This is a genomic window from Thiobaca trueperi, from assembly GCF_004342175.1.
Classification (GTDB): domain Bacteria; phylum Pseudomonadota; class Gammaproteobacteria; order Chromatiales; family Chromatiaceae; genus Thiobaca; species Thiobaca trueperi.
This window is the reverse complement of sequence record NZ_SMAO01000001.1, coordinates 418,116-435,075: the sequence shown is the minus strand read 5'-3', so window position 1 is coordinate 435,075 and position 16,960 is coordinate 418,116. Positions and strand designations below refer to the sequence as shown.

The window sequence follows — 16,960 nt, the reverse complement described above, 5'->3', positions numbered from 1 at the left end:
CCATGCGCCTGTCCGATATTGACCAACTCTTTACGCCGGCTGCCGTGGCGGTCTTCGGCGCGAGCGACAGCGAGGGCTCGATCGGTGGCATGGTGTTCCGCAATCTGCTTGCAGGCGGTTTCAAGGGCCAATGTTACGCCATCAATCCAAAATATCAGGAGGTTGCCGGCGAATCCTGCTACAGCGCCTTGAGCGCGCTCGACAGACAGATCGATCTGGCCCTGATCGCGACGCCCGCCGAGTGCGTGCCCGCGATCCTGGATCAATGCGGGGGCTATGGGGTCAAGGTGGCCGTGGTCCATTCGGCCGGTTTCGGCGAGCACGGCGAGCGCGGCGCGGCCCTCCAGGAAAAGATGGTCGAGGCCGCCCGACGTAACCGGATCCGGGTGCTCGGTCCCAACTGTCTGGGGGTGATGCGTCCGCAGCATGGACTCAATGCCAGCGTCGGGCAGGATCCGCCGCGCCGGGGCAATGTCGCCCTGGTGTCGCAGTCGGGCGCCATCTGTACCGCCATGATCGACTGGTCCGAGCGGCGCAAGGTGGGCTTTTCCGCCGTGGTGTCGCTGGGCGCGGCGGCGGATGTGGATTTCGGCGACATCCTCGATTATCTCGCGCTCGATACCCAGACCCAGTGCATCCTGCTCTATGTGGAAGGGGTCCGCCATGCCCGGCATTTCATGAGCGGACTGCGGGCGGCGGCGCGGCTCAAGCCGGTGATCGTGGTCAAGGCCGGTCGCCATCCGGCCGGGACGCGCGCCATCAAATCGCATACCGGAGGCTTCGTCGGCTCCTCGGATGTCTTTCGCGCCGTCACCGAGCGCGCGGGTGTGGTGCAGGTCTCGGAACTGGATCAACTTTTCGCGGCGGCCCAGGTGTTTGGCGCGCGTCGCCGTCTGGCCGGCGATCGCATCGCCATCGTCACCAATGGCGGCGGGCCGGGCGTGCTGGCGGCGGATCGCACCGTCGAACTGGGGCTGACCCTTGCTCAGTTCAGCGACAGCACGCGCCAGACGCTCGAAAAGGCGCTGCCGGGTTACTGGTCGCATGGCAATCCGGTGGACATCATCGGCGATGCCCCGCCCGAGCGCTATCGTCTGGCGCTGGATGCCTGTCTTGCCGATCCGGAGGTCGATGGGGTGCTCTGCATCCTGGCGCCGCTGGTCTTGGGTGACCCGGTGGCGACCGCCGAGCAGGTGATCCAGGCCGCCAAGCTCAGCCGCAAGCCGGTGCTGGCCTGCTGGATGGGCGGCAATCGGGTCGCCGAGGCGCAGGAGCTGCTCGCCGAACACGATGTCCCGCAATTCGAGAGCCCCGAAGCGGCGGTCGAGGCCTTTTCCTTCCTCGCGACCTACCATCACAATCAGAAGCTCTTGATGCAGTCGCCGGCACCGCTGTCCTATGAGGATCCACCGGATGTCGAGGGCGCGCGTCTCATCATCGAAGGCGTGATGGCCGAAGGTCGCAAGATCCTGGGTACTGTCGAGGCCAAGGCGATCCTCGCCGCCTTCCGTATTCCGACCATGCAGGCGGTCGTGACCCGCACCCCCAACGAGGCGCTGATGGCCGCGCAGGCATTGGGCTTTCCGGTGGTGATGAAGATCAACTCACCCGACCTGGAGCACAAGTCGGACGTGGACGGCGTGAAGCTGAACATCGACGATGCACAGTCGGTGCGCCGGACCTTCACCGAGATCCTGGATCGCGCCAGACGGCTGCGTCCCGATGCGCGGCTCGAAGGCATCACCGTCGAGCACATGGCCTCAACCCGCGCCGCACGTGAGCTGATGGTGGGCGTGACCCGCGACAAAATCTTCGGCCCGGTGATCAGTTTTGGCGCCGGTGGCACCAAGGTCGAGGTGCTGGAGGATCGGGCGCTGGGTCTGCCGCCGCTCAACGCCTTCATCATCCAGACCATGATCGACAATACCCGCATCGTGCGTCTGATGGGTGCCTTTCAGCACATGCCGCCGATGAATCGCGTGGCGCTCGCCAAGATCCTGCAACGGGTCTCCGAGATGGTCTGCGAGCTGCCGGAGATCATCGGCATGGACATCAATCCGCTGATCGGCAACGACAAGGAGGTGATCGCGGTTGATGCCCGCATCCAGGTCGATTATCGCCCGCCGCAGCAGCCGACCTATGGGCATATGTCCATTCACCCCTATCCGAGTCACCTGATCGAGCATGTCCAACTGCCCGACGGTCGGGATCTGGTGATCCGTCCGATCCGCCCGGAAGATGCCGAGATGGAGCAGGAATTCGTGCGCGGTCTGTCGGAGCAGACCAAATACTTCCGTTTCATGCAGGCGATCAAGGAACTCACCCCCGAAATGCTGGTGCGCTTCACCCAGATCGACTATGACCGCGAGATGGCCCTGATCGGCGTGATCGAGCAGGAGGGCAAGGATGTCGAGGTCGGCGTGGCCCGCTATATGTCGCGTCCGGGCGGCGAGGCGTGCGAGTTCGCGCTGGTGGTCTCCGACCACTGGCGCAACCTCGGGATCGGTGCGCGGCTGATGCGCTCGCTGATGCAGAATGCCCGTTCGCGCGGCTTCCGCGTCATGGATGGCGAAGTGCTGACCGCCAACAACCGCATGCTGGCGCTGGTCAAATCGCTCGGGTTCCGGATCGAGAGCGATCCTCAGGATGTGGCGATCAAGCTGGTGACGAAGGTGCTTTAATGAGGTGTCGCCGACGCTTCCCTGAATGGGGCGTCAGGCCGATGCTGATCCAGCAGCACATGCTGCGCACCGCTGAAGAGATCGGCTTTTATGACTTCGACCGCATTCAGCCAGTCCGTCGAGACACCGCAGCCCGCCCCATCCGTTTCCGCTCCCCGGCAGGTCGTCACCTTCTTTTGCCCCAGTACGAGATGGAGACCCGGCAGGGGACGGACCCGGGGCCGGTCAGGCGCCTGGCGCGTCACGTCCATGATCGATGGACGCTGATCGCCCAGCAGACCGAGCAGGTGTGCGGGTAATTGATAAAAGGGCAGATCGCCGATTGCAACCGGGCCGCGCTGACCATCGATCACGATCAATGGGGTTGCAACCAGCGTGCGGAACATGGCGTCGGTGAAATCGCCCCGTTGGCTGGCAAGCAGTCCGGATTCGGTGAAGCCGCCGAAATTGGGGCCGAGAAAGGGGAGGTGATCGCCGAAGAGGACGATCAGCCCATCCGGATCGAGCCGCTGCAGATCACGCAGAAAGGCCATGAGTTCGCGCGACTTGTAATAAAGCGTGTTGGCATAGGCGGCGACCATGTCATGCCCTTTTGCGGCCTTGATTTTAGCCGGTCGCTGCGCGTTCAGCGGATAGTCCATGTGACCGAAATAGGTCAGCACATAGTTGAAGATCGGCTGTGGCCCGCGCAGTTCGGGTTCCAGTTTTGCCAATACCTGGCGGTAAAGCGATGCGTCGCTGAGGAATTCGCGGTTCATGTCGTCGAGCACGAAATCCTTGTCGGCCCAATAGGTCTGGAAACCGATGCGCCGATAGGCATTGACCCGATTCCAGAAGGACGCCGCATTGGGGTGCGAGGCCAGGGTGCGATAACCGGCATCGGCCAGATGGCGCGGCAGACAGGGAACATCGCGCCGGAGACTGCCCTCGAAAAAAACATTGTCGCGGGTCACGGGAAAGCCGCACAGCACCTCGAATTCGGTATTGGCCGTATAGCCGCCGAAAACCGGCGCCAGGCCGTGCGAATGGCCGGCGGCAGCCCAGAGTTTGCGAAAGGCGGGATCCAGCGGATCGCCGGATAGCCTGGACGCCTTGAGCGGACGGGGATCCCAGAACGACTCCAGCACGATCATATGCAGGTTGCGCTGGGGCGTGAGTGAGGTTGCGCCGCCAGCGACATCGACGAAAGGCTGTTCGGTCGGACCCCTGAGCTGGGACAGCGCCGCCGTGACCTGTGCTGGCGTCGGCGGCGTTTCGCGGCGTGAGAGGTTGCGCGCGCTCTCCTGGAGCAGGTGAATGGGCAGGCCGCGCCTCTGAAAATTCTCGGTCTGGTTCCAGACCGAGTTGTCGAAATAGTCGTCCATCGCGGTCGTCAGCGAGACCGGGAAGACGACTACCGCCGCGATGCCACAACCGATCGCGCCCAGACTGAACCAGGTTCGACGTTGGCGCCAGTCGATCATCCAGCCGAGCAGCAGAAGCGGTGCCGTGACCATCAGGATGACCCCCGCAAGCTGCCAGCCGCCAAGCAGCAAAAACATATTGCGCGCGGCGACGAAATCGTCCGGCGTGACCGGTGCGCCCAGAATGGTGAGCTTGAAGGCGTTGCCGAGGGTCAGCGTGGTGAAGATCGCGGCTGTTGCGAGCATGAAGCGCGGCAGGCTGCGGGCCATGCCGAACAGCAGAGCGCCGAGCAGCAGATGGGCGATGAGATCGGGCGCATAGGTCGAAGGCCAGAGTTCGACCTGGAACACGCGCCACATCGTTGCCTGTGCTGCGGCATACCACAGCGCCACAAAGGCGAGCGCAGCCGCCCAGGAGGGCAGCGCGTGACCTGGTCCGAGCGATGGAGACAGACGATTCACGGCATTGGCGGGTATCAGGTGGATAAGCGCCAGAGGTTAGCTGATTGTCACGAAAATGTCGCGAAACAGTCATCATTCCGTCATGAATCACTGTCTGGTGAACGGAGCCGATCCAGGCCGGGTCGTGTTACAGTTCCGGGGCGGGCACATCCTGAATGGAAAATGAATGGTCGCTGGCAGGCCTGTCCGGCCGGCTTCCATCAGTGCTGCGGGGTGGCGACCTCATGAATGAGGGGTCTAAATTTCAATCCTGTTGAGATCGAAACTGGTGGCAAAGACAAAGACGCTATCGACCGATGACATCCTGGTGATGTTGTGCGGCTCCGTAAGAAAGGTGCTTTCGACCGCAACCAAAACCCAGATCAGCTATTCCCCCATGGTGCAACGCATCACGCGCACCTGTCTGCGGCCCGATATTGGCTGTTTCGTGCTGTTCGACGGTGGTTTTTCCGGTCTGGTCATCATCAATTTCTCGGCGCAGTCCGCGATGGAACTCTATCGTGCCTACATGATGAACATGGGTATGCCGGAGTCCGAACTGGCGACCCAGCACACCACCGATGAAGTCGGCAACATGCTGGGCGAACTGATGAATCAGATCGTGGGCGACTTTACCGGCAATGTCGGGCATGAGCTGATGGTCTCCATCAACCAGAATCAGCCCAAGATGCTCACCATCAACAAGGAGGTCATGGTCAGTATCGATACGAATCTGGACCGGGCACAGTCGCGGCGGGTGTCATTCACCACGGCGCGCCGCAATGTCTTCTATCTGGAGCTGGCGATGGACAAGACCGAGTTCATCAAGCTCCATGATTTTGAACAGGAAGAGGTTGATCCGGATCGGATCGTGGAGGAGCAGGCCCGGCAGGCGCCCGAGACGGTGACAGCGGATCAGCAGGCGCTGATTGACGCGGCGTTTCTGGACGAACTGGGGTTGTAAGGGCTGGCAGGCGCGCCGATCTGCCGCCTGGGATCGGTGCGCGTTGACGGACAGACTCTCAGGCGCCGGTCATCGCCCTGGCGCGTGCGATGAGATCATCGATCTCGCGTTCAGCGTCGGTCCAGTCCTCCTGCTCATGACCGGGCGCGAAGTTGCGCTTTTCGGCCTTGTAAAAAGCCGCTTCCTCAATCATTTTCTGCCTCTGCTCGGGCGTGACCGTGGCAAGCTGTTTGAGGCTGCCCGGATTCTCCCGATGCGCCGAGCGGGCAGCGGCGCCAGCGGTCGTCTTTTTGCGAGCGGTCGTTTTTTTGGCGGCCGGCTCGGCCTGCGGGGTTTGTGGGGCGTCGGGAGCCTTCTTTGCCGTGGCCGCAGGAGAAGCCATCTTTTTTGCAGTCGAAGGGCTGCGAACCGACTGAGCCGCTGTCTTGCTGGTGGACTCCGGGGGGGCTGTCGTCTTGCTCTGGGCCGGTTTTTTAGCCGCTGTTTTCCTGGTTACGATCTTGTTTTCAGCCATCGCGTTCGCCGCCTCTTGGATTCTGGTTTTCTTTCGTTAATGTCATCGCCTGCGCCCCATTGGTCAGGCGATCATCTCAGAAGTCTTCACTCAGCCATGTGTTGGACCACCATAGCATACACATAATTCCAGGGAGGTTCGCCGTTTGCGCGCGAGAATCCGATGCGCGTCGCCTGATCGGCGGTCTGTTCATGGCGCTGTAGTGGGTCTTGAGGGTGTGGTTTGGTATTCTCCCCCTATCCATCACCGACCGGATTTCGTCTCGATGATCGCTCATCATGCACTCGTACTGAATCTCCACCAGCCCCCCGGCAATCTTCAGGATCTGCTGGAGAACCAGAACTGGGAGGCGCGTGAGATCCTCTTTGCCCTGGATCGCATTCCGCGCAGCCTGTGGGGCCATGAAGCGCATGCCCGCGTGCATCTGTCGCTCTCGGGAACCCTGCTGGAGACCCTGTCCGATCCGACCTTTCAGCAGCAGGTTTACGGCATCGTGGATTGCGGATCGCTGCTCTGGCATCTTCAGAATCAGTCGCTGTTCGAGGTTCTGGGGACCGGCTATTACCATCCGGTGCTGCCGCTGATCCCGGAGGCCGACCGTAAAGAACATCTGCAACGCTGGCTTGGCATCGCTCATCATCTGCTCTGGCGACCGCGTTTTCAGGGCTTCTGGCCGCCTGAAATGGGCTTTTCGATGGAGCTGATTCCGCTGCTGCGCGCCTTCGGTTATCGCTATGTGCTGGTGGACAGCGAACATATCGAACCCGTGAACGAGATGAGCTGGCAGGAGATGCGTTATCGCCCCCATATCGCCCGTTATGGCGACGCCGAGATCACCGTGATCGTGCGTGATCGCGAGCTGTCGGACGCGCAGGAATCGGGCATGGATCTGGACTGGTTCCTGAGTGAGGTGGCCGAGCGCACCAAATGGTGCGATTTTCCGCCGCTGGTGACGACCTGCACTGACGGCGAGAATGGGGGCTGGTTCCGCAATGTGACCGAGGGGGCCAACTTCTGGAGCGCCTTCTATCTGCCGCTGCTGGAGCGGGTCGCCGCTGGTCAGTCAGGTGTGGCGCCGACCTTCATCAGCGATTATCTCGATACGCATGGCGCGCATGGCGAGGTGCGGGTGCGCACCGGCGCCTGGAATACCGGCTGGCATCATGGCCGTGATTTCACCCAGTGGACTGGATCGGAGCGGCAGCGTCAGGCGGTGGCCGAGTTCGCCCGAGTCAGTCGGGCGGTCCATGACGCCCGCTGGTTCGCTGGCGAGCATGGTCTCGACGATGGACCCTATGCCGAATCCCTCGACGAGGCGCTCGGGTTGCTGCTGCGCGCGGAGACGAGCTGCAATCTCTATTGGGGTGAGGACTGGGTGCCGCGCGCCGAGGCCGATCTGGCGTCCACCCAGGCGGTGCTGGCGCGGGTCGGGGTCAGTCTTGAACCCTCGGGAGAAGCCGTCACGGCAGAGCCTGCGGAAACGATCACCGAATCCGCGCCGCCGATTTCGACCGATCAGTCAGGTGAGCGTCCGGATGGCCCGGATGTGATGGCGCATGCCCGTCCGGACTGAAGGCTGTCTGTGTTCCCGCATCCATTTCGTTTTAATCAAGGAGTTCCCAAGTGAACCAATTACCCGAATACATCGGCGATGTCCCGAACCTCTCCGGCCATGAAGCCGATCTGGAGCAGGTCGTCGCGCGTGGACGCGGGCGCGCCCTGTTCGCCGGGCGCGGCGGAATCGACTTCGGCTCCATCCGCGCCGCGACCGCCATCGCCCTGCATCAGCATCAGCCGCTGATCCCGGCGGGTGGTGACGATCTGCGCACGGCTGCGCTGATCAGCAATCTCCAGTACATGATGCACAATCAGCACATCGGCGATAACTACAACGCGCCGGCTTTTGTCTGGTGCTACAAGCGGATCGGCGAGTTCATCCCGCAGCTGATCAGCGAGGGGAAGTCGCCGCGCTGCATGCTCGAATACTCGGGCACCCTGCTGCACGGCCTGCGCAAGATGGGCGAGGATCATGTGATTGATGCGCTCAAGACCATCACCTGCAACCCGGACTACAACTGGGCCGCCGAATGGCTGGGGATGCCCTGGGGTCATGCGGTCGCGCCATCCACGCCGGTGCAGGATTACCGGCTGCATGTACGCGCCTTCCAGCATCATTTCGCCGCGATTTTCGGCTGGGAGGCGCTGGAACGGGTGCGCGGTTTCTCGCCCTCCGAGATGGCCCTGCCGAATCATCCCGATGTGGCCTATGAGTTCGTCAAAACCCTGGTCGATTGCGGCTTTCAATGGGTGCTGATTCAGGAGCACACCGTCCAGCAGGTCAGCAACGGGCGTCATCCGGAGCAGCCGCACATCCCGCACCGTCTGGTCTGCACCAACTCCAAAGGCGAGACCGCGAGCATCATCGCCATCATCAAGACCCAGGGCTCGGACACCAAGCTGGTGGCCCAGATGCAGCCCTGGTACGAAGCGCAGGGGCTTGATCGTGTTAAACTGGCCGGGCATTCAATCCCGCCTCTCGTGACCCAGATCGCCGACGGTGAGAACGGCGGGGTCATGATGAACGAATTCCCCGGCAAATTCATGGAAGTGGTTGCGCTGTCCAGTCACACCGCGACCCCCATGATGAATGTCAGCGAATATCTGGAACATCTGTTCGCGATGGGGGTCAAGGAGAGCGATTTCACTGAGATCCAGCCGCTGTTCCAGGATCGCATCTGGGCGCGCATGCAGCCCGGCGACGGTCCCGAGAAGCTGGCCAGCACAATCGCCGAACTCAAACAGGAGGACGGCCGCTTTCATATGGAAGGTGGCAGTTGGACCAGTGACCTGTCTTGGGTCAAGGGTTATGAGAATGTATTGGGTCCGATGGATGCCGTCAGCGCGCTCTTCCACGACAGGGTTCTGCAACCCGGTACGCCGACCGATGATCCGCGTTACCGCAATGCGCTCTTTCATCTCATGGCCTCCCAAACCAGTTGTTACCGTTACTGGGGGCAGGGGCTCTGGACCGATTATGCGCGGGAGATCTGCCGACGGGTCGATGACATCGTGCGTCAGGGTTTCGCCTGATGCCTTGAAGCGGTCGGTTCGTTCCGAATTCAGGTGCTGTCACCGGGCACCCTCCACGCCTTCATGAATCTACTTTTAAAGAGAAAACAATGGATATTCACGCCTCACTGAAAAAGCCGGCTTTAACCAAGAAGGTCTCTCAAGTCGTCACCCTCTATGACCCGCGTATGTGGAAAGAAAAGGGTCTCTGGTGGACGGTCGGTCTCTTTTTCGTCACTTACCTCGTCATCGTCCTGATCCTGGGTATCGTCTGGTCGCGCTCGCCCAGCCTTTTTGATGTGCGCGAGAATGCGCTGGAGATGGTCAAGGGAGACGAGAGCCGCCTGGTGCCCGGCACCTACACGACCGCGACCGCGATCGGCATTGCTGAGACCCTGCTGGACAAGCCGGGCGGCTATCTGATGAATGACAAGACCCCGCCGGGCATCTATCTGGACAACATCCCGAATTGGGAATTCGGCGCTTTGACCGAGCTGCGCGATCTGGCGGATTCGCTGCGCAATCACTTCAGCCGCGCCCAGTCGCAATCGGTTGAAGACAAGGATCTGCAGGTTGCCCAACCCCAGTTCAATTACGACTCCCAGTCCTGGATCCTGCCCTCGACCGAATCGGAATATGGCAAGGGGCTGACTGCGCTTGAGCGCTACTTCGAGCGTCTCGCTGACGACAACAGGGCGGATGGCCAGTTTTTCGCCCGCGCCGATAACCTGGGGATGTATCTGGGGCTGGTCGAAAAACGTCTCGGCAATCTGGCACAGCGGCTGTCCTATGCCGTGGGTCAGGCGCATCTCAATACCGATCTTGCGGGTGATCCGAACGCCACCCAGGCGAGATCGGCGCCGCAGCAGATCAGCAATAAAACCCCCTGGATGCAGATCGACGATGTCTTTTTTGAGGCGCGCGGCTATACCTGGGCGCTGCTGCATACCCTGCAGGCGATGGAGATCGATTTCGAGTCCGTGCTCGTGGGCAAGGGCGCGCTGGTGTCGCTGCAACAGATCGGGCGTGAGCTGCGCAACACCCAGAACCCCATCTGGAGCCCCATGATCCTCAATGGCACCGGCTTTGGACCAATGGGTAATCACTCACTGGTCATGGCGTCTTATATCTCGCGCGCGAATGCCGCGATCATCGACCTGCGTAAACTTCTCGAACAGGGTTGAGGCGGTTCTGCCGGACGTGCCCGTATCGAAGCACGTCCGGTCAGCACCATCCTGAGCGCGCGACGATCTTCACCGCGATTCTCAACGTCTGTCTGGCTGCGAAAAGCGGATGCGGTGCGTGTCGATGGTGATGCAGTCGCCATCCTGCAAGACCTGCTTCTGCACTGGCGTCTGGTTGACATGGACGCCATTCGTGCTGCCCAAATCCTCAATGCAGATGCCGTGCGGCAAGGCGAGGAGCCGGGCGTGGTAGCGGCTGACTCTCAGGTCGCGAATGCAGAGATCGTTGTCTGCGGCACGCCCGATGCTGACGGTTGGCTTGCTGAGTGGGAACGTCGCATTGTTGTCGAACTCCAGAATCAGTGTGGCGATAGGCGGCTTTGTACCGGATGCGGTTGAAGTCTGCCCGGCGTCGTCGGTTGACTGCCATTGCAGGGCTTTGAGGGTTGCCCCCACCAGTTCCGGGGTCACGCGACAGACGCCCCGCTGACAGGCATTGAAGAGCACGAAATCGCAGAGCGTGTTGATGCGTCGAAAACTGCCCCCTGTATGCAGATGAATGTGTCGCACGGACGACTCGGTGAAGAGCGTCTGCGGCCCGTAACCGGCTGTTTTCATCTGGTGCCGGATATAGGCACCGGTATCGGCAAGGTCGAGTGTCGTCAGATAGATCTGATCGCGGATGAACTGCTTGAAAGACCTGCCGACATGCAGCGCCAGGGTGCGGCAGAATGTGTCCTGGCCCACGAGGATGATGGAAAACCGTGTCGGCATTTCCTCTCTGGATGTCATGAGTCGCGGCAGCCATTCCAGAACGCCGGTCTTGAGATTCTGCGCCTCGTCAATGACGAGGATCACGGCGCGTCCGGCCTGTTCCTGCTCGCACAGGAAATCGCTGAAGCGGTCGGCCAGGGACGAGTTCCGGGTGCGTGCATCCGGGCGTCGCCCGAAGGCCAGGAGCAGGGTCTGTAAAAAGGACGGTTCATCCAGGGTCATGTGGTTGATCCTGGCGACGACCGAATGAGCGGCGCGACGATTGGCCAGATGATTGACCAGGGTTGTTTTTCCCGCGCCCGCCTCGCCATTGACGATAATCAGCCCGCTATCCAGGCGATCCAGGGCGGCATCGATACGCTCCTGCGCGCTGCGCAGAGTTCGATTGAAAAAGGGATCAGAGACACCCGAGGCGTTGCGAAACGGGGGCGCTTGCAACCCGAAGAAATCCAGATAGCTGAGTTTGCCCGTCACAACAGGATGTGCGTGTGTCGATAGCTCGGTCTCGGAGATGGCGGAAGTCATGAGCCCTGCTGGCCGCTTCAACAACGAATCATGGCCGGGATTGTATCAGGCGACAGCCATCCTCTTCGCTTTCGTCCAGATCGAGTGGTCGCGCCCCTGCCGGCTGTGGCACACTTCGCCGACGACTCATCACGCAACGAGGAACTCAACACCATGCGTATCATTTTACTCGGCGGCCCTGGCGCCGGCAAAGGCACTCAGGCCGGCTTCATCAAGGCGCATTTCAATATTCCGCAGATCTCCACTGGCGATATGCTGCGGGCGCACGTCAAACAGGGCACCGAGCTTGGCAGGGCGGCGAAGAAGATCATGGACGAAGGCGGTCTGGTTTCCGACGACATCATCATCGGGATGGTCAAGGAGCGGATCGCCGATGAGGATTGCCGCAATGGCTTTCTTTTTGACGGCTTCCCGCGCACCCTGGCTCAGGCGGATGCGCTGAAAGATGCCGGTGTCGCGATCGACGCCGTGGTTGAGATCGATGTCCCGGACGAGGAGATCATCCTCCGCATGTCGGGGCGCTGGGTGCATCTGGTTTCTGGACGAACCTACCATGTCGTGTTCAATCCGCCGAAGGCCGAGGGTCGGGACGACGAAACGGGTGAGCCATTGATTCAGCGTGACGATGACCGGGAAGAGACCGTCAAGGCGCGCCTGAAGGTGTATCACGACCAGACCGAGCCCCTGATCGGTTACTATTCGTCATGGGCGGCGGAAGGTGGCGCGGGTGCGCCGACTTACATCAAGGTGCATGGCATCGGGACCGTTGAGGAGATTCGTGGGCGCATCATCGAGCAACTCGGCGCGCTTTAAACCGTTTTTCATGGGAAACCATCATGGCCGTCGTCGAACTCGAAACCGCCAACTTTGAACAGACCATTCAGGACCACGATTTCGTGATCGTCGATTTCTGGGCGCCCTGGTGCGGTCCCTGTCGCTCATTCGCGCCGATCTATGACAAGGTATCGCAGGATTTCGGCGACATCCTCTTCGCCAAGGTCGATACCGAGGCGCATCAGGCGATTGCGGGACATTTTCAGATCCGCTCCATTCCCACTCTGATGATTTTTCGTGAGCAGATCATCATCTTTTCTCAGGCCGGTGCGCTGCCGGAAGGCGCCTTGCGTGAACTGCTCGCCAAAGCCAGCGAACTCGATATGGCGGATGTGAAGCGCCAGATCGCCGGACAAGCTGCCAATCAGGCCTGAACTGGCGATCTTGCGAGTGAGTGAATGCGCGCCATGGCGACAGACAGGATCGGGCAGGCAAGTCGTCGCGTATGACCGGGCTGAGTCCTGTCATGCCTGACGGCATGGCCTGAAAGCGGCCTCATGCAGCGCCCCTGGCATCCCTGTTCTGCGCCTGCTCTGCTCTTGGGGCGCCCCAATGTGGGCGCCCTCATGAGTCTCTGCGAGGAGAATTACGGCCTGCTGCGGCGTCTGGCGCCACGACTTCGTCATGATGCGGGTCGTCTCACCTCTCATCGCCCCGGCTGTCTGGATCTGCATCTGGAGATTCAGGAACAGGCGCGCTATACCACGCAAGTGCGCCTGACCTATTTTTTCGAGGTGTCCGCTGGCGTCAATCCGCATCCGGAGCCCGACGCGCGTCTGCGGATCTATCACGACGCCTGCCAGGTCGAACTGCTGGATCTCCGGCAATCGCTCTGGTCAAGACCTGACCGCTACCGGCACCCGGCGCTGCTGGATAAATGGCAGGCAAACCTCTTTCTCGCCAAATGGCTGACTTTCTGTCTTGATCAGGGACATTGCTTTGATTCCTGTGCGCGGTTGACGGCCTCAACATCTGGTGGTCATGTCCTCATGCCCGCCTGTACCGAAGCGGTACAAACCTCAGGCTGAGCCGGTTCGCAGCCACTGACCGGTCATCGAGCCCCATCCCGAACAAATTTTGTCCGTCTGGCGTGTGGGCAAATTGCCGACAGAGAAAATGCCTACATATTGAAATGGCACGATTCCCGACTGATTTAGTCGATGGGGGTCAAGGCGATGAACACGCCGGCCGGATCAACCACCTAACCTGTTGCAGGCAAACGAACCATGAGACTCTCGACGAAAGGCAGATATGCGGTGACCGCCATGCTCGAACTTGCGCTGCATGCCGGCAAGGGCCCCGTCACACTGGCGGATATTTCGGCCAGTCAGGGGATTTCACTGTCCTACCTTGAGCAGTTGTTTGCGGCGCTGCGCGCGAAAAAGCTGGTGCGCGGCGTGCGTGGGCCGGGGGGCGGATACTATCTCGGGAAAGAGCCGGACGAGATCTCCATCGCGAACATCATCTGCGCAGTGGACGAGTGGGTCGAGTTCACCCGCTGCGGCGGACGCGAAAACTGCCGCGAGGGCCAGCGTTGCATGACGCATCATCTCTGGGATCAGTTGAGCGATGAAATCTTTCGTTTTCTGAGCGATATTTCGCTCCAGGATCTGGTCGAACGCGGGCAGGATCGCGGAGCCGTGCTGGCGCCTCCGGTCGAGGTGACGCCCAATCCGGATCTGGAGGAGCATCGAAAGCGCCGTGCCGCCTGATCTCCGGCAAGGAACCCTCAGCTTGGGCTGAAAATGCTCCCCCGGCGGTGTTATGCTTATCCTCTTACCCGGCGCGGCCAGTCTGCCGCGCGTCCAGATCCTTCATCCAGGATTCAACTGACTGATATTCGCTATGGCAGAACAGCCTGACGGTTTGATGACGATTCAGGACTTCGTGCGCTGGGGCGCGAGTCGATTCAATGCTGCCGGTCTCCATTTCGGGCACGGCACCGACAATGCCATTGATGAGGCCGCTCATCTGGTGCTGAGCGGGCTGCACCTGGAGCCCGGGCTGCCGGCGGGTTTCCGCGATTGCCGTTTGACCCCGGCGGAACGGGTCGTGATCTCCGATCTGATCGAGCGGCGGGTCGTCGAGCGTCTTCCCGCCGCCTATCTCACCGGTCGCACCTGGTTTGCCGGGCTGGCGTTCGCGGTCAATCAGCACGTCCTGGTGCCGCGCTCCCCGATTGCGGAGCTGGTCGAGGCCGGATTCGACCCCTGGATCGATGCCGAAAGTATCGGTCGCGTCCTGGATCTCTGTACCGGCAGCGGCTGCATCGGCATCGCCGCCGCTGTCCATTTGCCGGATGCGGATGTGGATCTGGTCGATATTTCGCCGTCCGCCCTGGAGGTCGCGCGGCTCAATGTCGAGCGTCATGGGGTCGGGGATCGGGTGCGGGTGCTGGAATCCGATCTCTTCGTCTCTCTGGCGGGGAGTCGCTACGATGTCATCGTCTCGAATCCGCCCTATGTCTCGCGCGCTGAGTTTGACACCCTGCCGGCCGAATATCATAACGAGCCGTCACTCGGCCTGCTCGGCGGTGAGGATGGTCTCGATCTGGTGGCGCGCATTCTCTATGAGGCGGCGCGTTATCTGACCGATGACGGCATTCTGATTGTCGAGGTCGGCAATTCCGCTCCCGCGCTCGAACAGCGCCTGCCGGGCGTGCCCTTTACCTGGCTGGAGTTCGAGCGTGGCGGCGAGGGCGTCTTTCTCCTCACCCGCGAACAGCTTGTGCAGTATCAGACGCACATCGAAGAGGCGCTCACGGCATGAGCCTGTGCGTCGGCGAGTCAGCCGACGGGACGGGCTTTAGGTGATGTCCTGGAAACCTGACACCTGAATCAGGTCGTTGATTTAGACAGGATTAACAGGATTAACAGGATTAAAAACAGCGATTTAAAAAATCCTGTTAATCCTGTCAAAAATTTAGACCCTGCTTGAACAGCCCGGCAACACCCTCGCTGTGAGTGGGATGATCGGCCTGAACAGGCTTTACGATTTGATGTCGCGCGGGGGCTCGATTCCTCCCGCCGGCTGGAGGAGTGAACGGTGGAGCAAGGTGTTTCTTTCGATCTCGATTTGATTCGTCGCTACGACCAGAGCGGTCCGCGCTATACCTCGTATCCGACGGCGGTCGAGTTCGACGAGGCCTTCGATGAGGCCGCCTACAAGGTCGCCTGCGCACGCAGCAACCAGAGCGGGCGACCGCTCTCGATCTATTTTCATATCCCCTTCTGCGACACGGTCTGCTTCTACTGCGCCTGCAACAAGATCGCGACCAAGGATCGCTCGCTGGCGCCGCCTTATCTGGAACGCGTCTACCGCGAGCTGGAAATGCAGTCGGCGCTGTTCGACAGGTCGCGTCAGGTGGAGCAGCTCCACTGGGGCGGCGGCACCCCGACCTTCCTCAGCCATGACCAGATGACCGAGCTGATGGATGTGACGCGCCGTCATTTCACCCTGGCCGGAGACGATGTCGGTGAGTTCTCGATCGAGATCGATCCGCGCGAGGCCGATGCCTCCACCGTCAAGCTGCTGCGACGCATCGGTTTCAACCGCATGAGTCTCGGCGTGCAGGACTTCGATCCGCGCGTGCAGGCCGCCGTCAATCGCTTCCAGACCGAAGAACAGACCATGACGGTGCTGGAGGCGGCGCTTGCCGAGGGCTTCCGCTCCACCAGCATCGATCTGATCTACGGGCTGCCCTTCCAGTCGGTCGAGAGCTTCGGCAAGACCCTGGAACGCATCATCGAGGTCAATCCGCAGCGTCTCTCGATCTTCAACTACGCCCATCTGCCGGAGCGATTCAAGGCGCAGCGTCGGATCAGCGAAGCCGATCTGCCAGCACCTGAGGTGAAGCTCGACATCCTCCAGTCGACCATCGCGCGTCTGACCGAGGCGGGTTATGTCTATATCGGCATGGACCACTTCGCGCGCCCGGACGACGAATTGGCGCTGGCCCAGCAGGCCGGCACCCTGTACCGCAATTTCCAGGGCTACTCGACCCACGCCGACTGCGACCTGATCGGTATCGGTGTGACCTCGATCGGCATGATCGACAACACCTATGGTCAGAACCGCCGTGAGCTGGCCGAGTATTACGCCGACCTCGACGCCGGTCGTCTGCCGGTGTTCCGTGGGATTGAGCTGAACCGCGATGATCTGATTCGCCGTGATGTCATCACCAAGCTGATCTGTCACTTCCAGTTGGACATTCACGCCGTCGAAGCCGCCTGGGACATCCGCTTCGCCGAGTATTTCGCCGAGAGTCTGGCCAAGCTCAAGGATATGGCCGATGACGGCCTGGTCGAGATCGAGGCCGACAGAATCCGCATCCTGCCGCGCGGTCGTCTGCTGGTGCGCAACATCTGCATGGCCTTCGATGCCTATCTGGCGACCAAGACCGGGCCGATCGGTTTCTCCAAGGTGATTTGATCGCGGCTGGCGCCGCTGGCGTCCCGTGGCGCTTGGAGCCAGCGTGGCGCACAGGCTATACTGACCGGCTTTTAAGGGTGCGGGCAAGGTGCCCGTGCCAGAAATTCAGCAACGTCGGGGGCGCATCATCTACGCGGCGC

The 16,960-nt window shown here is 61.1% G+C and carries 14 protein-coding genes; 11 read left to right on the top strand and 3 right to left on the bottom strand.

Annotated elements, in window-relative coordinates:
• The first annotated feature begins 2 nt into the window (after positions 1–2).
• Positions 3–2,681 (top strand): bifunctional acetate--CoA ligase family protein/GNAT family N-acetyltransferase, encoded by a 2,679-nt coding sequence (locus tag EDC35_RS01955; protein ID WP_132975187.1) that lies wholly within the window; start codon positions 3–5, stop codon positions 2,679–2,681.
• On the opposite strand, the gene EDC35_RS01950 is transcribed toward EDC35_RS01955, so the two are convergent.
• Positions 2,678–4,546, bottom strand: coding sequence for an LTA synthase family protein (locus EDC35_RS01950; RefSeq protein WP_243651364.1), 1,869 nt, complete (start codon positions 4,544–4,546; stop codon positions 2,678–2,680). The genes EDC35_RS01955 and EDC35_RS01950 overlap by 4 nt on opposite strands.
• Before the next feature lie 268 nt (positions 4,547–4,814).
• Between EDC35_RS01950 and EDC35_RS01945 the strand changes: the two genes are divergently transcribed.
• Complete coding sequence (locus tag EDC35_RS01945; protein ID WP_132975185.1) at positions 4,815–5,489, top strand: DUF3334 family protein; 675 nt, start codon at positions 4,815–4,817, stop codon at positions 5,487–5,489.
• A 58-nt stretch (positions 5,490–5,547) separates the two neighbouring features.
• On the opposite strand, the gene EDC35_RS01940 is transcribed toward EDC35_RS01945, so the two are convergent.
• Positions 5,548–5,871, bottom strand: a complete 324-nt coding sequence (locus tag EDC35_RS01940; RefSeq protein WP_165903321.1) for a DUF2934 domain-containing protein — start codon at positions 5,869–5,871, stop codon at positions 5,548–5,550.
• 397 nt (positions 5,872–6,268) lie between these two features.
• Here EDC35_RS01940 and EDC35_RS01935 point away from each other — a divergent pair, with 397 nt between their 5' ends.
• The 3 genes from EDC35_RS01935 (at position 6,269) to EDC35_RS01925 (ending at position 10,256) form a co-directional block, all read left to right on the top strand.
• A complete protein-coding gene (locus EDC35_RS01935) occupies positions 6,269–7,576 on the top strand; it encodes a polysaccharide deacetylase family protein (protein ID WP_243651363.1) in 1,308 nt (435 codons plus the stop codon).
• 50 nt (positions 7,577–7,626) lie between these two features.
• Complete coding sequence (locus EDC35_RS01930) at positions 7,627–9,093, top strand: glycosyl hydrolase family 57 (RefSeq protein ID WP_132975181.1); 1,467 nt, start codon at positions 7,627–7,629, stop codon at positions 9,091–9,093.
• A gap of 89 nt (positions 9,094–9,182) precedes the next feature.
• On the top strand, positions 9,183–10,256 hold the full coding sequence (locus tag EDC35_RS01925) for a DUF2333 family protein (protein WP_132975179.1): 1,074 nt from the start codon (positions 9,183–9,185) through the stop codon (positions 10,254–10,256).
• Positions 10,257–10,337: 81 nt separating this feature from the next.
• Here the strand turns inward: EDC35_RS01925 and EDC35_RS01920 are convergent, their stop codons facing one another.
• A complete protein-coding gene (locus EDC35_RS01920) occupies positions 10,338–11,555 on the bottom strand; it encodes an AAA family ATPase (RefSeq protein ID WP_132975177.1) in 1,218 nt (405 codons plus the stop codon).
• A gap of 153 nt (positions 11,556–11,708) precedes the next feature.
• On the opposite strand from EDC35_RS01920, the gene adk reads away from it, so the two are divergent.
• The 6 genes from adk (at position 11,709) to hemN (ending at position 16,820) form a co-directional block, all read left to right on the top strand.
• Positions 11,709–12,368, top strand: coding sequence for an adenylate kinase (adk, locus tag EDC35_RS01915; protein WP_132975175.1), 660 nt, complete (start codon positions 11,709–11,711; stop codon positions 12,366–12,368).
• A 23-nt stretch (positions 12,369–12,391) separates the two neighbouring features.
• Positions 12,392–12,763: a thioredoxin gene (gene trxA, locus EDC35_RS01910; RefSeq protein ID WP_132975174.1), complete on the top strand. Its 372-nt coding sequence runs from the start codon at positions 12,392–12,394 to the stop codon at positions 12,761–12,763.
• A gap of 123 nt (positions 12,764–12,886) precedes the next feature.
• Positions 12,887–13,417, top strand: a complete 531-nt coding sequence (locus EDC35_RS01905) for a DUF1249 domain-containing protein (protein WP_165903320.1) — start codon at positions 12,887–12,889, stop codon at positions 13,415–13,417.
• Positions 13,418–13,615: 198 nt separating this feature from the next.
• The gene (locus EDC35_RS01900) at positions 13,616–14,101 is read left to right on the top strand and encodes an Rrf2 family transcriptional regulator (protein WP_132975172.1); all 486 of its coding nucleotides are present in this window, start codon (positions 13,616–13,618) and stop codon (positions 14,099–14,101) included.
• Positions 14,102–14,234: 133 nt separating this feature from the next.
• Positions 14,235–15,158 carry a 50S ribosomal protein L3 N(5)-glutamine methyltransferase gene (gene prmB, locus EDC35_RS01895; protein ID WP_132975170.1) on the top strand — a complete coding sequence of 308 codons (924 nt, stop codon included), beginning with the start codon at positions 14,235–14,237 and terminating at the stop codon, positions 15,156–15,158.
• A 276-nt stretch (positions 15,159–15,434) separates the two neighbouring features.
• Entirely contained in the window at positions 15,435–16,820 is a 1,386-nt protein-coding gene (gene hemN / locus EDC35_RS01890) for an oxygen-independent coproporphyrinogen III oxidase (RefSeq protein WP_132975168.1), read from the top strand.
• Positions 16,821–16,960: the final 140 nt, after the last annotated feature.